This is a genomic window from Uliginosibacterium gangwonense DSM 18521 (genome assembly GCF_000373965.1).
GTDB lineage: Bacteria > Pseudomonadota > Gammaproteobacteria > Burkholderiales > Rhodocyclaceae > Uliginosibacterium > Uliginosibacterium gangwonense.
In genome coordinates this window covers 245319-260991 of record NZ_KB892865.1, presented here as the reverse complement: position 1 = coordinate 260991, position 15673 = coordinate 245319, and the positions used below count along the sequence as shown (strand labels likewise).

Annotated in this window: 14 protein-coding genes; 9 read left to right on the top strand and 5 right to left on the bottom strand. The window is 58.4% G+C overall.

What is annotated here, in order from left to right; translation table 11 throughout:
- Positions 1 to 649 precede the first annotated feature (649 nt).
- Positions 650 to 946 carry a hypothetical protein gene (locus B145_RS0120125; protein ID WP_018609756.1) on the bottom strand — a complete coding sequence of 99 codons (297 nt, stop codon included), beginning with the start codon at positions 944 to 946 and terminating at the stop codon, positions 650 to 652.
- Between the two features lie 189 nt (positions 947 to 1135).
- On the opposite strand from B145_RS0120125, the gene B145_RS0120120 reads away from it, so the two are divergent.
- Positions 1136 to 2458: a hemolysin family protein gene (locus tag B145_RS0120120; protein WP_018609755.1), complete on the top strand. Its 1323-nt coding sequence runs from the start codon at positions 1136 to 1138 to the stop codon at positions 2456 to 2458.
- A gap of 81 nt (positions 2459 to 2539) precedes the next feature.
- Here B145_RS0120120 and B145_RS0120115 read toward each other — a convergent pair whose 3' ends face one another.
- On the bottom strand, positions 2540 to 4855 hold the full coding sequence (locus tag B145_RS0120115; protein WP_018609754.1) for a family 65 glycosyl hydrolase domain-containing protein: 2316 nt from the start codon (positions 4853 to 4855) through the stop codon (positions 2540 to 2542).
- 42 nt (positions 4856 to 4897) lie between these two features.
- Positions 4898 to 5596: a beta-phosphoglucomutase gene (gene pgmB, locus B145_RS0120110; protein WP_018609753.1), complete on the bottom strand. Its 699-nt coding sequence runs from the start codon at positions 5594 to 5596 to the stop codon at positions 4898 to 4900.
- Between the two features lie 302 nt (positions 5597 to 5898).
- Between pgmB and B145_RS0120105 the strand changes: the two genes are divergently transcribed.
- Both B145_RS0120105 and def read left to right on the top strand, forming a co-directional pair.
- Positions 5899 to 6642, top strand: a complete 744-nt coding sequence (locus B145_RS0120105; protein ID WP_026259330.1) for an S-methyl-5'-thioinosine phosphorylase — start codon at positions 5899 to 5901, stop codon at positions 6640 to 6642.
- 12 nt (positions 6643 to 6654) lie between these two features.
- Positions 6655 to 7179 carry a peptide deformylase gene (def, locus tag B145_RS0120100; RefSeq protein ID WP_018609751.1) on the top strand — a complete coding sequence of 175 codons (525 nt, stop codon included), beginning with the start codon at positions 6655 to 6657 and terminating at the stop codon, positions 7177 to 7179.
- A gap of 3 nt (positions 7180 to 7182) precedes the next feature.
- Here def and B145_RS0120095 read toward each other — a convergent pair whose 3' ends face one another.
- Entirely contained in the window at positions 7183 to 9759 is a 2577-nt protein-coding gene (locus tag B145_RS0120095; protein WP_018609750.1) for a [protein-PII] uridylyltransferase, read from the bottom strand.
- Between the two features lie 4 nt (positions 9760 to 9763).
- Positions 9764 to 10600, bottom strand: coding sequence for a type I methionyl aminopeptidase (map, locus tag B145_RS0120090; RefSeq protein WP_018609749.1), 837 nt, complete (start codon positions 10598 to 10600; stop codon positions 9764 to 9766).
- Positions 10601 to 10928: 328 nt separating this feature from the next.
- Here map and rpsB point away from each other — a divergent pair, with 328 nt between their 5' ends.
- The 6 genes from rpsB (at position 10929) to B145_RS0120060 (ending at position 15654) form a co-directional block, all read left to right on the top strand.
- A complete protein-coding gene (gene rpsB / locus B145_RS0120085) occupies positions 10929 to 11678 on the top strand; it encodes a 30S ribosomal protein S2 (RefSeq protein ID WP_018609748.1) in 750 nt (249 codons plus the stop codon).
- Between the two features lie 141 nt (positions 11679 to 11819).
- A complete protein-coding gene (gene tsf, locus B145_RS0120080; protein WP_018609747.1) occupies positions 11820 to 12719 on the top strand; it encodes a translation elongation factor Ts in 900 nt (299 codons plus the stop codon).
- Positions 12720 to 12744: 25 nt separating this feature from the next.
- The gene (gene pyrH / locus B145_RS0120075) at positions 12745 to 13458 is read left to right on the top strand and encodes a UMP kinase (protein WP_018609746.1); all 714 of its coding nucleotides are present in this window, start codon (positions 12745 to 12747) and stop codon (positions 13456 to 13458) included.
- Between the two features lie 11 nt (positions 13459 to 13469).
- Positions 13470 to 14027, top strand: coding sequence for a ribosome recycling factor (frr, locus tag B145_RS0120070; protein WP_026259329.1), 558 nt, complete (start codon positions 13470 to 13472; stop codon positions 14025 to 14027).
- Positions 14028 to 14055: 28 nt separating this feature from the next.
- Positions 14056 to 14811 (top strand): polyprenyl diphosphate synthase, encoded by a 756-nt coding sequence (uppS, locus tag B145_RS0120065; protein WP_051082630.1) that lies wholly within the window; start codon positions 14056 to 14058, stop codon positions 14809 to 14811.
- Between the two features lie 24 nt (positions 14812 to 14835).
- Positions 14836 to 15654, top strand: coding sequence for a phosphatidate cytidylyltransferase (locus B145_RS0120060; RefSeq protein ID WP_018609743.1), 819 nt, complete (start codon positions 14836 to 14838; stop codon positions 15652 to 15654).
- The last annotated feature ends 19 nt before the right edge of the window (positions 15655 to 15673 follow it).

The following is a 15673-nucleotide window of genomic DNA, read 5'->3' as shown; positions in this document are numbered from 1 at the left end:
GCCACCGGGGCGGTTAACGGCGGTAACGTACGTGCGCTGGCTGTGACGGGCGCTGTCGGCAAGCTGGTGAACTGGACGCTGTCCACCCACGAACGTGCNCGCACCACCTTTGGTCAAGGCCTGAGCAACGGCATGCACTGGCAAGAACATTCGATCAGCATCCACCCGATCGAAGGCCTGAAGATCGGCATGAACTACAACATCTACAAGGGTGGTGACGGTACGGCTGCAGGCGCCTTCAAGGAAAAGAACACCAACTTCGTGGTGGCCTATAACCTGGGCGACCGTTTCCAAGTGGGTATTGAACGCTCCCACCTGAACGACTTGGCCTCCACCCGCAACAGCGGCAAGGGCTGGATGATCGGCGGCTCCTACTTCATGTCCAAGTCTGCTTACTTCTACGCAGCCTGGCAGAAGGATGACTTCGCCCGCAACCAAGGCACGGTGTCCGGTGGCTACGATGGCACCAAGGCTGGCTTCATTGGCAGCTTCAGCAAGGTTGATGCAACCTACACCCGCGCGGGTTTCGTGAAGGAATTCTAATCGTCCGCAAGGATTGATGGATTCTAAAAAAAGGCAGCCTTCGGGCTGCCTTTTCTGTTTTTGTGATGCAGTTTTTGAGTGGACCTACTCTCGTGGAGGCGTGATGCTAACTGCGGGGTGAAGCTATCTCTGCCCAGCCTTGCTGCAAGAGCGTATCCTGAAGCAGATCCAGCGCATCTTTTTTGCTGATGACCGCCGAGAGGGAGAAGCGTTGGCGATTGAGTAATTCTTCCCGCACGGGGGGCGTGTCCCCATTGAAGCGGAACAGGTAGAGCCCCGTACCGTATTCATCGGTGCCCAGAACCACATAGCGCTCGCTACCCTGAAAGCCTCTGATCCACCATGTCCAGCGCGGTGCAACACCGCTGGGGCAGTAGCTGGTGGATTCGATTTGCAGGCACATGTTTCTACCGTATCGCAACACAGATGAGCCCCCATTGTAGAAGCTTGTCCTCGGGCTGCCTGTGCCATTCGTCAACTGCGCTGGCGTAGCGTGGGGATAGGGGGCACTGCGGGATTCACAGCGGCGTAGCACTTCACATGCTATTCTGTATGCTTCCCAATCCTTTGCCGGATAAGGCCGGCGCCGTGTATGAATTCAGCCTTCGCGCTGCTGTTGTTGTTTGTGATCAATGGGCTTTTTGCCATGGCGGAGATCGCCCTGGTCTCTTCGCGCAGAGCCCGTCTGCAAAAATACGCTGATGATGGTTCCGCTGGCGCGCGTGCTGCCATGCGTCTGCACGATGAACCTTCCAGCTTCCTCTCCACCGTTCAGGTGGGCATTACTTCGATCAGCATCCTCAGCGGGGTGATTGGTGAAGAGGCGCTCGCTGCTCCCATCGAAGCCTGGATCAGCCAGTTTTTCGCTCTGGGGCATTACGCCCGTCCCATCAGCGTGGGGCTGGCCGTGGTCATCATTACCTATTTTTCCGTGGTGGTCGGTGAGCTGGTTCCCAAGCGCCTTGGGCTGCTTGCGCCGGAACGGATTGCCGCCTTTGTGGCCCAGCCGATGGTGGTACTGGAAAAATTTACCCGTCCCTTGGTGTGGTTGTTCTCGGTATCCGGTGACATCCTGCTGCGTCCCTTCAATGCACGTCGGGCCGACGACCCCCCTGTGACGGACGAGGAAATCAAGGTACTCATGGAGCAGGGCGCCGAGGCAGGCGTGTTCCATGAAAGCGAACAGGAGATCGTCTCCAACGTGCTGCGTTTGGATGAGCAGCGCATCGGCACGATCATGACGCCCCGCAAGGATGTGCATTTTGTCGATCTGGACGAACCAGAGGATGCACAACACAAGGTTGCCGACAGTGAATATGCCCGCTTGGTAGTCTGCCGGGGGGGGCTCGAAAATGTGTTGGGGGTATTGTACGTCGCCGATCTGCTCAAGAATGCGATGACGGGCAAGACGCTCGATATCGAAGCTGCTACCCGCCCGGCGCTGTATGTGCCGGATACGGTGAGCACCTCCCAGTTGCTGGAAAATTTCCGCAAGGCGCGGGTACAGTTTGCCCTGGTCGTCGATGAATACGGCGAATTGGAAGGCCTAGTCTCGCTGACGGACGTGCTGACCTCGATTGTAGGTGAGTTGCCCGATGCGGATGAGGGGGAAGATGTCGAAGCCGTCCAGCGTGATGACGGCTCCTGGCTGATTGATGGCGCCATGACAGTTGAACGCCTGACAGGGCTGTTTGATCTGGATGGTCTGCCAGGATTTGATTCAGGCGGTTTCCACACCGTGGGTGGTTTTGTGATGAACCAGCTCGGCAGCGTTCCCCGTGTGGCAGACCATTTTGAATGCCAAGGGCTGCGCTTTGAAGTGGTGGACATGGACCGCCACCGGGTCGACAAAGTCTTGGTGACTATGACGTCGGAATTTAGACTTGAGCCTGAATCATCTGAAACCGACCTTTGATATAGGCTTATTGGTTCGTTACGCGTAGAAAAACGGCATCGCGTTGCCGGGATGCCGTTTTTTTGTGGGGAGTGAGCTGATCTAGCTTCGTGCGTGCCTCAGGTTGGCCCGTGCAGCCAGGGCATAATGCTGACCGCAGAGCGTGAGTTCCGTTGCGTGATCTGATTCGTTGTTGATCAGGATTTCGTCAGACATCACCGCAATGCGTAGATGGGCGCCCTTGAAGAAAATGCGGAATGAGTAGGACTGCCACTTCTTCGGCAGCCAGGGTTGCATGCTGAGTTGCCCGTCACGCACCCGCACACCACCGAAGCCTTCCACCACCGACATCCAGGTGCCCGCCATCGAGGTGATGTGCAGCCCATCTTCGGTGTCGTTGTTGTAGTCATCCAGGTCCAGGCGAGCCGTGCGCAGATAGAAGGCATAGGCACGATCTTCATAACCCAGCGAGGAGGCCAGAATCGAGTGGATGCACGGCGAGAGTGACGATTCATGCACGGTGAGCGGCTCATAGAAATCGAAGTTGCGTCGAAGGGTGTCGTGGCTGTAACGATCCTCGAACATGTATAGCCCTTGCAACACGTCCGCCTGCTTGATGTAGGCCGAGCGCAGGATGCGGTCCCATGACCAGTGCTGGTTGATGGGCACTTCGGCTGCAGGAATCGTGGATACCGGGCTGAGATCCTTGTCCATGAAACCGTCATGCTGGATGAATACGCCCGTCACTTCGTCGACCGGCAGCACGATCTTGGCGGCGATGTCTGCCCAGGCGGCCAGTTCATCTTCCTTGGCACCAAAAGCTGTCTTCGCAATGATTTCTGCATAACGGGCCGGATGCTCGGCCTTCACGTAAGCCAGGCTCTCCGTGGTGTATTGCAGCGTCCAGCGGGCCAGCAGATTGGTGTACCAGTTGTTGTTGACGTTGTTTTCGTATTCATTCGGGCCGGTCACGCCCAGCATCACATAGCCCTGGCGGCGATCAGACCATTGCACGCGTTGGCGCCAGAAGCGGGAGATGGCGATCAGCACTTCCAGCCCGTATTCGGCCAGATAGGCACGATCCCCGGTGTGGTTGATGTAGTTGTAGATTGCAAAGCTCATCGCACCGTTGCGGTGGATTTCCTCAAAGGTGATTTCCCACTCGTTATGGCATTCCTCGCCAGTGATGGTTACCATCGGGTAGAGTGCCGCGCCATCCTTGAAGCCAAGTTTTTTGGCATTGGCTATGGCGTTTTCCAGATGGCGGTAGCGATACACCAGCAATTGGCGGGCCACTTTCGGCTCGGCGGTCTTCAGGTAAAAGGGCAGGCCGTAGGCTTCGGTATCCCAATAGGTTACGCCACCGTATTTTTCACCGGTAAAGCCCTTCGGGCCGATGTTCAGGCGCTCATCTTCACCCGTGTAGGTCTGGTTCATCTGGAAGATGTTGAAGCGGATGGCTTGCTGGGCGGCAACATCGCCCTCAATGCTTACGTCACAGTCCTGCCACTTGTGCGCCCAGGCTGCGGCCTGTTCGGCAAGCATCCTGGCAAAACCCTTGGCCTGGGCTGCAGCCACGCTTTGGCTGGCGAGCGTGGCCAACTGGTCAAGGGCTGCATTCATCGAGGAAATGTTTGCGACATACTTGAAGAGTGTGGCGGTCTGGCCCTCGGCAAGCTGTGCTGCGGTACGGAACCCGATATACATATCGCGGCTCACGACTTCTGGCGTGTTTGCTACGACCTTGCCTTCCACTTCCAGGCTAAAACGCATGCCGGTACACACCTGGAAGCGCGTCTTCTTGGTCTCGCCGGTGATCAGCGCGGTGCCTTGATCGGCACTCCGCGAGATCTCGTTCCAGAAATGCTCGTCGTAGTTGGAATCCTGATTGAGCACGTTCAGGTCAAGATAGGGTTCAAAACCGATGCTGCCGCTGAAGTTCAGTGCCTTGAGTGCATAACGGATCGCGCCGTTGTCGGTATCCACGATGCTGGTCAGGCGGGTAGCCTTGACTTCCACGCGCTTGCCTGAAGGCAGTTGCGCGACAAAGCTGCGTTCAAGATACCCTTCCTTCATATTCAGCACGCGGCGGAAGGCTTCCACCTTGCATTGCGCCAGGTCGAGCGCTTCACCCTCAATCGTGATGTTGATGCCGATCCAGTTGGTGGCGTTGAGTACCTTGGCGAAGTATTCCGGGTAGCCGTTTTTCCACCAGCCTACGCGGGTCTTGTCCGGGTAATACACCCCGGCGATATAGCTGCCGCGCAGGGTCTCGCCACTGTATTGCTCTTCGAAATTGGCGCGTTGGCCCATTTTTCCGTTGCCGATCGAGAAGATGCTCTCCGAGATCTGATGCAGTTCAGCGGAAAACCCTTGCTCGACGATGTTCCAGGGATCTGGTTTGATGTAGTTTTTCATGGTGGCGTCACCGTGCGAAAGTATGGAATACGAATATCGGAATCAGGCAAGGCGTGCGAGCAGGGCGTCCAGCCCCAGCCCGGCAAACCCTGGAATAAGTGTGTGCGCCCGCCCCAACACGTCGGCGCTGCCCACCCCCACGCATTTCATCCTGGCGTTCAGTGCAGCCTCCACGCCTGCCGCTGCATCTTCGAACACCACGCAGCGTGCGGGTACAATGCCGCAGGCTTGGGCTGCACGCAGAAAGACTTCCGGGTCGGGTTTGGCGTTGCTGACGGCATTGCCATCAATGATGGCGTCAAATTCATCGAGCAGATCAATGCGCTCCAGGATCAGGCGTGCGTTCTTGCTGGCCGAGCCCAAGGCTGTCTTGATGCCACGCGCACGCACCGCTGCAAGGAATACTGCTACGCCCGGCAAAATCTCCTCCGGGCCGATCTGGTTGATGTAATCCAGATACCAGCCATTCTTGCGGGCCAGTGCTGCATCGAAATCCGCTGGCGACAGGGTGATAGGCCCCAGGCTGAGCACGATCTTGAGGGATTCGACACGGCTGACACCTTTGAGGCGTTCGTTGTCGGTTTCGGTGAAGTTGATCCCCAATTCGGCGGCCAGACGCTTCCAGGCCAGGAAATGGTACTTGGCGGTGTCGACGATAACGCCGTCGAGGTCGAATATGCAGCAATCAATCATGGTTCTGGCAGTCGGTTCGGTTGGCGCGGTGGGGCGAATATGCAGCATGGTAGAACGCTTTGCTTCCCTGTGTGGAGGGATTGCACGAAACGGACATAAAGTACGCCGTTCTGTGTTTTGTAACCGGTTACAGTGCGGTAATCATACTATGTGATTTCCCGCTTGCGAAGAGGGGGGCTATTCACGCTTTCCTGTATCGCTGCGTAAAACCAGGATTTTTCACCCACTGTGCTACCTGAACATGACGGTGGGTGACACCGGCGGCCGGTTTGCCGAGGATTGGGGGCTGACGTGGTGGGCTATCCACGCTAACATCAGTGCAGATCAATTGAACGACTTGGATGAATCACATGATTGCAATCATCGGCGGCAGCGGCCTGACCCACCTTTCCAACCTGGATGTCACCCGGCGCGAGGTGGTCCGCACCCCCTATGGCGAGCCTTCCGGGGCGCTCCAGTTTGGTCACGTGTGCGATCAGCAGACCGTGTTCATCGCCCGCCACGGTTATGGCCATACCATTCCGCCGCATAAGGTGAATTACCGCGCAAACATCTGGGCGCTCAAACAGGCAGGGGCGCAGGCCATCATCTCGGTTGCTTCGGTGGGCGGAATTCCCGAGCACATGGGGCCGGGCGTGATCCTGATTCCCGATCAGATCATCGACTACACCTGGGGGCGTGAGGCCACCTATTTTGATGGCGGCGAAACCCCGGTGGTACACGTGGACTTTACCGAACCTTATGATGCCGCATTGCGGCAGCAGATTCTCAAGGCCGCGCGTGGCTCGGGCGAAGAGGTGCTCGATGGGGGCACATATGCGGCGACTCAAGGCCCGCGCCTGGAGTCGGCTGGCGAAATTACCCGCCTGGAACGCGATGGCGCACATGTCGTGGGCATGACCGGCATGCCTGAAGCAGTATTGGCCCGCGAGTTGGAAGTGCCTTATGCCGCGATCCTGGTGGTGGCCAACCATGCCGCAGGGCGGGGCAAGAGCGAGCACTCCATCCAGATGAGTGAGATTGAGGCGACGCTCAAGGTGGCGATGGGGCGCGTGCGCAACATCCTCCAGCATTTCTGCGCGACCTGTGTGTAAGGCAGGGCGATCATGATCCGCGAGGTTCTGCGCATGGGGGACACCCGCCTGCTGCGGCGGGCAAGGGAGATTGAGGCTTTTGATACGCCTGAATTACACACGCTGATTGCCGACATGTTCGACACCATGGTGCATCTGGATGGAGTGGGGCTGGCGGCGCCGCAGATCGGAGTTGATCTGCGTCTGGTGATCTTTGGTTTCGAGCAGAGCGAGCGTTACCCTGATGCGCCTGCCGTTCCCCGCACGGTGTTGCTCAATCCGGTGCTGGAATATTTTGGCGAGCCGACCGAAGAAGGCTGGGAGGGCTGCCTCTCTGTGCCTGGCTTGCGTGGCGTGGTGCCGCGCTATCCACGGCTGCGCTATAGCGGGTTTGATCCGCAAGGGCGTGTGATCGACCGGGTGGCGGAAGGTTTCCACGCCCGTGTGGTGCAGCATGAGTGCGACCACCTGGATGGGGTACTCTACCCGGCGCGGGTGAAAGATTTCACCCGCTTTGGTTTTGCCGATGTGCTGGCTGCAGCCAACACACCGGATTGAACGCTATTTGAGCCGCTCGATCAGGGCGGCTTCCAGTTGCACGGTTCGCGCGCTGTTGTCCAGCGCCGGGCCGCTCACCATGAAGGTATCCTCGGCACGTTCACCCAGTGTGGCGATTTTGGCGGTATGCAGGTTGATGCCATGCTCGGTGAGTGTCCGGGCCACTGTGTACAACAGACCAGGGCGGTCAGCCGCGACAATCGACAGGATGAAATGCTGACCCCGTTCATCCGGTTGCAGGGTGATGGAGGGTGCAATCGGAAAGTGCTTGAGCTGACGCGAGGGCCGGGTGTTGACCGGTGTATCAACCTGCTCGGGATGGCTGAGCTTTTCTGCAAGGTTGTGTTCGACCAGCGAGATTACATCCCGGTACGAAACGGCTTCATTCGGGTCCATGATGATGAAGCTATCCAGCGCAAACCCTTTGGCCGTGGTGTGGATCTTGGCATCCACAATGCTGAAGCCCATGCGGCTGATGGCGCCACACATGCGCGCGAACAAGTCTTTTTCGTCACGCATATAGACCATGATCTGGATACCCTTTTCCACCTTGGCCAGCCGGGCCTTGACGACCGGGCTATCCACCTGCGGGCGGTAGTAGAGTACCCGGGTATGCCAAGTGATTTCCTCTGCATCGTGGCGCAGGAAGTACAGCGTATCCAGCTCACGCCAGAAGTTCTCTTCGGTCTGCGGGCGCAGGCCGTGGAAGCGCAGACGTTGGCGGACAGCTTCCTGGCGTTCGGCGATGCCGAATACCTGCTCGGGCATGTTGCCGCGTAGCAGTTGGCGGCTGGCGAGGAAGAGGTCTTCGAGCAACTGCGCTTTCCAGCCGTTCCACACCTTGGGGCTGGTGCCACGGATATCCGCGTGGGTCAGGATGTAGAGCGCGTTCAGGTGGCGTTCGTCGCCTACCAAGGCAACAAACTTGCGGATCACGTCTGGATTGGCCAGATCCTGCTTTTGCGCCACGTGCGACATGGTCAGGTGATGCTCCACCAGCCAGACCACCAGATCGATATCTTCCTTCGAGAGCTTGTGCTGGCGGCAGAAGCGGCGGGTATCCGCCATGCCCAGCTTGGAGTGATCCCCGCCGCGCCCCTTGGCAATATCATGGAACAAGGCTGCAACGTAGATCAGCCAGTTGCGCTCAAAGCCACTCATCAGGCGGGTGAGCAGTGGGTACTCGTGCGCATGCTCTTCCAGCGCGAAGCGGCGCACGTTGCGCAGCACCTGCAGGATGTGCTGGTCGACCGTGTAGACGTGGAACAGGTCGTGCTGCATCTGGCCGACGATCCGGGCAAAGGCTGGGATGTAGCTGCCCAGGATGCTGTATTGGTTCAGGCGGCGGAATTCGTGGGTCTGCCCACGTGGCTCCTGTAACAGTTGCAGGAAGAGGGCGTTGTTGGCCGGGTCGTGGCGGAATTTTGCGTCAATGAGCTTGCGCCCGCGCCACAGCGCACGCAGGGTTCGGGCACTCATGCCGGTGAGTTCCGGGTGCTGCTCCATGAGCAGGAAACTCTCCAGCAGTGCCGAAGGGTGGCACTCAAAGATGTTTTCGCCGACGATGTCCAGCAGATCACCCTGAATCTGGAAGTGTTCGTTCAGGGGCTGGGCCTGGAAGGCGCCCAGCGGCTGGTAGCGCACGGCGATGTTTTGCAGCAGTATGGTGTTGAGCTGGGTGATCTTGCGCGCCGTGTGGAAGTAGCGCTGCATCATTAGCTCGGAAGCACGACGCGATTTGCCCGCCTTGATGCCGAAGGCTTCGGCCAGCGCTTCCTGGTGGTCGAACACCAAACGGTCCTCGCGGCGCTTGGCGATGTAGTGCAGCTTGATGCGTACCTGTTGCATAAAGCGCTCGGCGGCCCTTAGTTCGCGGACCTCCTCATTGGTGATCAAGCCCTGCCGGGCCAGATCGCTCCAACGCGTTCCCAGGCCTGCGGAGAGCGCGATCCAGATGATGCTTTGCAAGTCGCGCAGCCCGCCAGGGCTTTCCTTGCAATTCGGTTCCAGCGCGTAGGGCGTATGGTTGAAGCGGTTGTAGCGTTGCTCCTGCTCGGCACGTTTGGCGTGGAAGTAAGACTCTGGCTCCAGCCCCGCCGTGGTACCTGCGATGAATTTGCGGTACAGCGTTTTGTTCCCCACCAAGAGGCGGGATTCGAGCAGGTTGGTCTGGATGGTGATGTCCTGCCGGGCTTCCTCAATGCAGGCTTCCACCGTGCGCACGCTATGGCCGATGTCCAGCCCCAAGTCCCACAGCGAGCCGATAAAGCGTTCCAGCATGCTCGCCAGTTCGGTTTCGGGCTCTGCATCAAGCAGTACCAGGATGTCTACATCCGAATACGGAAACAGCTCCCCGCGCCCATATCCCCCCACGGCAATCAAGCACAACTGCGGCGGCATGGCGTGCAAGGCCCACATGTCCTGCAAGGCGAGGTCTACCGCGCAGCAACGTCCACGCAGCAGGCGGGCCGGGTTGTGATGGGCTTCGTATTCGCCACGCAGGTTCAACTGGGTATTGGCGAGTGTCTTGCGCAGCGCTTCAAGCTGCTGGCGATAGGTGTCGGGGGAATCGTTGCTCACGGTATCAGGCGAAAGTGGGGACGATGATTTCCTTGGCGGTGGCGATGCTCGCCGGGCGTGCTGGCGACCCGGCAGAGACGGTGAGTACCTCTACGCCATCAGCCGTTACAAGCAAGGTGTGTTCCCATTGTGCCGAGAGCGAGCGGTCTTTGGTAACAATGGTCCAGCCATCCGGCAGTGGCGAGATGGCCGCCTTGCCCGCGTTGATCATTGGTTCAATGGTAAAGATCATGCCTTCGCGTAGGCGCACACCTGTGCCAGGGATGCCAAAGTGCACCACCTGGGGTTCTTCGTGGAACTTGCGACCAATGCCATGGCCACAGAATTCCTGCACTACCGAGAAGCCTGCGTTTTCGGCGTACTGCTGGATGGCGTGCCCGATGTCGCCCAGTTGCGCACCAGGTTTGACCTTCTCAATGCCCAACCAGAGGCATTCATAGGTGATCTGACACAGGCGCTTGGCCAGAATGCTGCCTTCGTCGCCCACAATGAACATCCGGCTGGTGTCGCCATGGAAACCATCCTTGATGACGGTGATGTCCAGATTGACAATATCCCCGCGCTTGAGCGCCTTGGGGCCGGGAATGCCGTGGCAGACCTGATGGTTGATCGAGGTGCAGATCGACTTGGGGTAGGGCGTGTAGCCCGGTGGCGCATAATGCAAAGGCGCTGGGACACAGCCTTGTTCCTCGACCATGTATTCGTGACAGAGGCGATCCAGCTCTTCGGTGGTGACGCCGGGCTTGACGAACGGGGTGATGTAATCGAGCACCTCGGAGGCGAGGCGGCAGGCGATGCGCATGCGGGCGATTTCGTCGGGGGTCTTGATGATGATGCCCATTTTGGTGTGTGCAGCATTTTATGTTTGAAGCCGGTTAGGCTAACGCAGTTGCAGGTTTGCGGCAATCCAGGCAGCAAGCCATCGGCGCGGGTCTGCTCTTTCTGCCCGGGTGCGCAGGATGGCCGGACTTGAGCAATACGGGGTGATACGGCTATAATTGCGGGCTAAGCCCATATGGGCCTAGGTCGGGAAGATGCTGCAAAGCCGCTTTCCGGCTATTTCACACGCTTGCCGAACATGGGTCTGCATGCTTAGCCGCATGCAGCAAGGCGCCTGACCAGGGTGCCACGGCGGGCGGAGGATAACCCTGTCTCTATTGGAGTATTGAATGTCTGTCACCATGCGTCAAATGCTGGAAGCCGGTGTCCACTTCGGCCACCAAACCCGCTTCTGGAACCCCAAGATGGCCCCCTATATCTTCGGTCATCGCAACAAGATCCACATCGTCAACCTTGAGAAGACGCTGTCCAAGTACAACGAAGCCATGGCTTTCGTGAAGAAGCTGGCTGCCAACCGTGGCACCGTGCTGTTCGTGGGCACCAAGCGTCAAGCTCGTGAGATTCTGGCTGAAGAAGCACAACGCGCTGGCATGCCCTACGTTGACGAGCGCTGGCTCGGCGGTATGCTGACCAACTTCAAGACGGTCAAGGGCTCGATCAAGCGCCTGAAGGATATGGAACAAATGTTCGAAGATGGCTCCATCGAACGTCTGTCCAAGAAGGAAATCCTGATGTCCCAGCGCGAGCTGGAAAAGCTGCAAAAGAGCCTGGGCGGCATCAAGGACATGGGCGGCCTGCCTGACGCGATCTTCGTGATCGACGTTGGCTACCACAAGATTGCTGTGACCGAAGCCAAGAAGCTGGGCATTCCCGTCATCGGCGTGGTGGATACCAACCACTCCCCGGAAGGCGTGGATTACGTGATCCCCGGCAACGATGACTCCAGCCGCGCGATCCGCCTGTATTCCCAAGGCGTGGCCGATGCAGTGCTCGAAGGCAAGAACAACGCGGTTGCGGACATTGTCGCTGCGGTTTCCGACGAATTCGTCGAAGTGCAAGACAACGCCGAACAGGCGTAATACCGTTACCGGATACTCGCCGCCCAGGCTGCCGCAAGTGTTGTAGGGCGGCCAGGTGGCACGGTGGTTGGCAGTGGTGAGGGAGTCCTTGCGCTGCCAACTGTCGTTTTAGTCTCAAATTTTTAGAATTCAGGAGTGATCATGGCGGCAATTACCGCAAGCATGGTGGCTGAGCTGCGTGCAAAGACCGACGCACCGATGATGCAATGCAAAAAGGCACTGACCGAAGCCGATGGCGATATGGTCAAAGCTGAAGAAATCCTGCGCGTCAAGCTCGGGACCAAGGCAACCCAGGCTGCTTCCCGCGTGACGGCTGAAGGCATCGTCGGCACCTACATCGCTGCCGATGGCAAGCTGGCTGCCATTGTGGAAGTCAACTGCGAAACCGACTTTGTGGCCAAGAACGACGACTTCCTGGCCTTCACCAAGGCGGTGGCCGAATTGATCGCCACCCAGAATCCAGCCGACGTGGCTGCTCTGTCCGCCCTGCCGCTGCAAGGCTCCACGGTTGAAGCCGTGCGTACCACGCTGGTTGGTAAGATCGGTGAGAACATGACCATCCGCCGCTTCCAACGCATTGAAGCCAAGGGGCACGTGGCGGCCTACATCCACGGTGGCGCCAAGATTGGCGTGCTGGTTGACCTGGTGGGTAGCGACGAAGCCGTGGCCCGCGACATCGCCATGCACATCGCCGCTTCCAAGCCCAAGGCGCTGGACTCCACCGGTGTGGACGCTGCATTGATCGAAACCGAGCGTCGTGTGGCTGTTGAAAAGGCCCGCGAAGCTGGCAAGCCAGAAGCCATGATCGAGAAGATTGCCGAAGGCAGCGTGCAGAAGTTCCTCAAGGAAGTGACCTTGCTGAGCCAAGTCTTCGTCAAGGCTGAAGATGGCAAGCAGACCATTGAGCAGCTGCTCAAGGCCAAGTCCGCTTCCGTGGCAAGCTTTACGCTGTACGTTGTGGGTGAAGGCATAGAGAAGAAGGTGAATGACTTCGCCGCAGAAGTAGCAGCCCAGGCTGCCGCTGCTGCACAATCTCGTTGATCGGAGCATAAAACAGGAGCGATAAATGGCCGCTGCATACAAGCGAATTCTTCTCAAACTGTCTGGCGAAGCACTAATGGGTGATGATGCCTATGGCATCAACCAGGGGGTTGTTTCCCGGATTGTGGCAGAGGTCGCGGAGGTATCCCGACTCGGTGTCGAAGTGGGTATCGTCATCGGCGGCGGCAACATTTTTCGCGGCATGGCTGGCGCGGCTTCCGGTATGGACCGCGCCACTGCCGATTACATGGGCATGCTGGCAACCATCATGAATGCGATGGCGCTGGGAGATGCGATGCGCGTGGCAGGTGTTGCCGCCCGCGTGCAATCCGCGCTCAACGTCGAACAGGTGGTTGAGCCCTATATCCGTGGCAAGGCGATCCGCTACCTCGAAGAGGGCAAAGTGGTGATCTTCGCAGCGGGTACCGGCAACCCCTTCTTTACGACCGATACGGCTGCCGCCCTGCGTGGCACCGAGATGGAAGCCGAGATTGTGCTCAAGGCGACCAAGGTCGACGGTATCTATAGTGCAGACCCGAAGAAAGATCCGGCTGCAACCCGTTTTTCCAAGATCTCTTTTGATGAGGCGATTGCCCGCAATCTGCAGGTGATGGATGCCACCGCTTTTGCACTGTGCCGCGATCAGCGCCTGCCGATCAAGGTTTTCAGCATCTTCAAGCCGGGTGCGTTGATGCGCATCATCAAGGGTGAAGACGAAGGCACGTTGGTGCATATTTGAAAGGGCTGATGATGATTCCTGAACTCAAGAAAAACACCGAACAGAAGATGCAGAAGTCGATCGAGGCCTTGAAGAATGACCTCGGCAAGGTGCGCACGGGCCGTGCCCACACTGGTCTGCTGGACCACGTCATGGTCGATTACTACGGCAATCCGACCCCGATTGCACAGGTGGCCAACATCAATCTGCTTGATGCGCGCACGATCGGCGTGCAGCCTTGGGAAAAGAACATGATCGCCAAGGTGGAAAAGGCGATCCGTGACTCGGACCTGGGCCTGAACCCGGCTACGATGGGTGATATCGTGCGTGTGCCGATGCCCATGCTGACCGAAGAGCGTCGCAAGGATATGATCAAGATCGTGCGCAGCGAAGCCGAGAACGCCCGCGTGGCGATCCGCAACCTGCGCCGTGACGCCAACAATGCGCTCAAGGATGCGGTCAAGGCCAAGACGATCTCGGAAGACGATGAGCGTCGTGCCCAGGACGATGTGCAAAAGCTCACCGACAAACACATTGGCGAAGCCGATAAACTTCTTGCTCAAAAAGAGCAGGATTTGATGCAGGTATAACGAGTTCCCCAAGCGGAGCTGTGCATTCATGCTGTCATCATTGATCAGCTCTACGCGGGGAATTCCTACACGCTCCGACGTTCCTCAACACATTGCCATCGTGATGGATGGCAATGGGCGCTGGGCGCGCAAGCGCCTGATGCCCAGGGTGGCGGGGCATAAACGCGGCCTGGATACGGTGCGTAATGTCGTGCAGTTGTGCATCAAGCGCGGCGTTCCCAACCTGACCTTGTTCGCCTTCAGTTCCGAGAACTGGCGGCGCCCTGCCGACGAAGTCTCCTTCCTCATGCAGTTGTTCCTCACCGCCTTGCGCGAAGAGGTCAAGCGGCTGCACAAGAACAATATCCGCCTCCGTATCATTGGTGACTGCTCCCGCTTCGATGCCGGCTTGCGGGCGGCCATTGCCGAGGCGGAAAGCTTGACGGCGGCCAATACCGCGCTGACCTTGTCGATTGCTGCCAACTATGGCGGGCGCTGGGACATCATGAACGCGATGAACGCCATGCTGGCGGCTCAGCCGGGGCGGCAGGAGCCTTTTACCGAAGAAGATCTGGCGCAGCATCTGTGTCTGGCCGATTTGCCAGAGCCCGATCTTTTCATCCGTACCGGGGGCGAGCAGCGGGTGAGCAATTTCCTGCTCTGGCAACTGGCCTACACCGAATTCTATTTCACCGATTGTTTGTGGCCTGAGTTCAACGAAGCGGCCTTCGATGCAGCGCTGGCGTCGTTTCGGGGGCGGGAGCGTCGCTTTGGGCGCACCAGCGAGCAGTTGGGGGATGCCTGACATTTTGACTGGAGACTGGCACGCATGCTCAAGCAGCGGGTTGTAACGGCACTCATCCTGGGGGTCCTGGTTTTGTTGGGGATCTTCTTTCTACCAGTGCAGATCTGGAGCATCGTGGTTGCGGCAGTGGTGGCGTTAGGCGTGCGTGAGTGGGGGGCTTTGCTCTCCTTGTCGCGTAACGGCACTATCGTGTTGGCCGCGCTGGCTGTACTGCCGGTGGTGCTGGTTGGCTTTCATCCTCCGCATGGCGATGGCTTGATGATTCTGCTGTGCATCTACTTGTGCTCGGTCTTCTTCTGGGCCTTCACCGCATCCAGCTGGTTGTATATCAAGCCCGATCTGCGTGGCGGTTCAATGGCCTATCTGGTAGGCATCACCCTGTTCGTCCCGACCAGTCTGGCCATGGTTGAACTCAAACGGGCTCATCCCGGCCTGTTGGTGTTGGCGATTCTGGCGGTTTGTGTGGCGGATATTGCGGCGTTCTTTGTAGGGCGCAAATTTGGCAAGCGCAAGCTCGCGCCCAACATCAGCCCAGGGAAAAGCTGGGAAGGGTTTTACGGTGGCGTCGCCGGGGTACTGATCTTTTTTGTGGCCTGTGCAATCTGGGCGGTACCCCAGGTTTCAGCCAGGATCGGTTTGATCAGCGTGATCCTGTTTGCCGTCGTGTATGCCTTGGCCAGCGTTGAGGGTGATCTGTTTGAATCCTTCATCAAGCGCAAAGCCGGGGTGAAAGACAGCGGTACGCTTTTGCCCGGACATGGGGGCGTGCTTGATCGCATTGACAGCATGTTATCAACCCTGCCCTTGGCCGGGGCCTTGTTGGCGGCGTGGCAATACTTTTGAACCCCGGCACAGAGGCTGC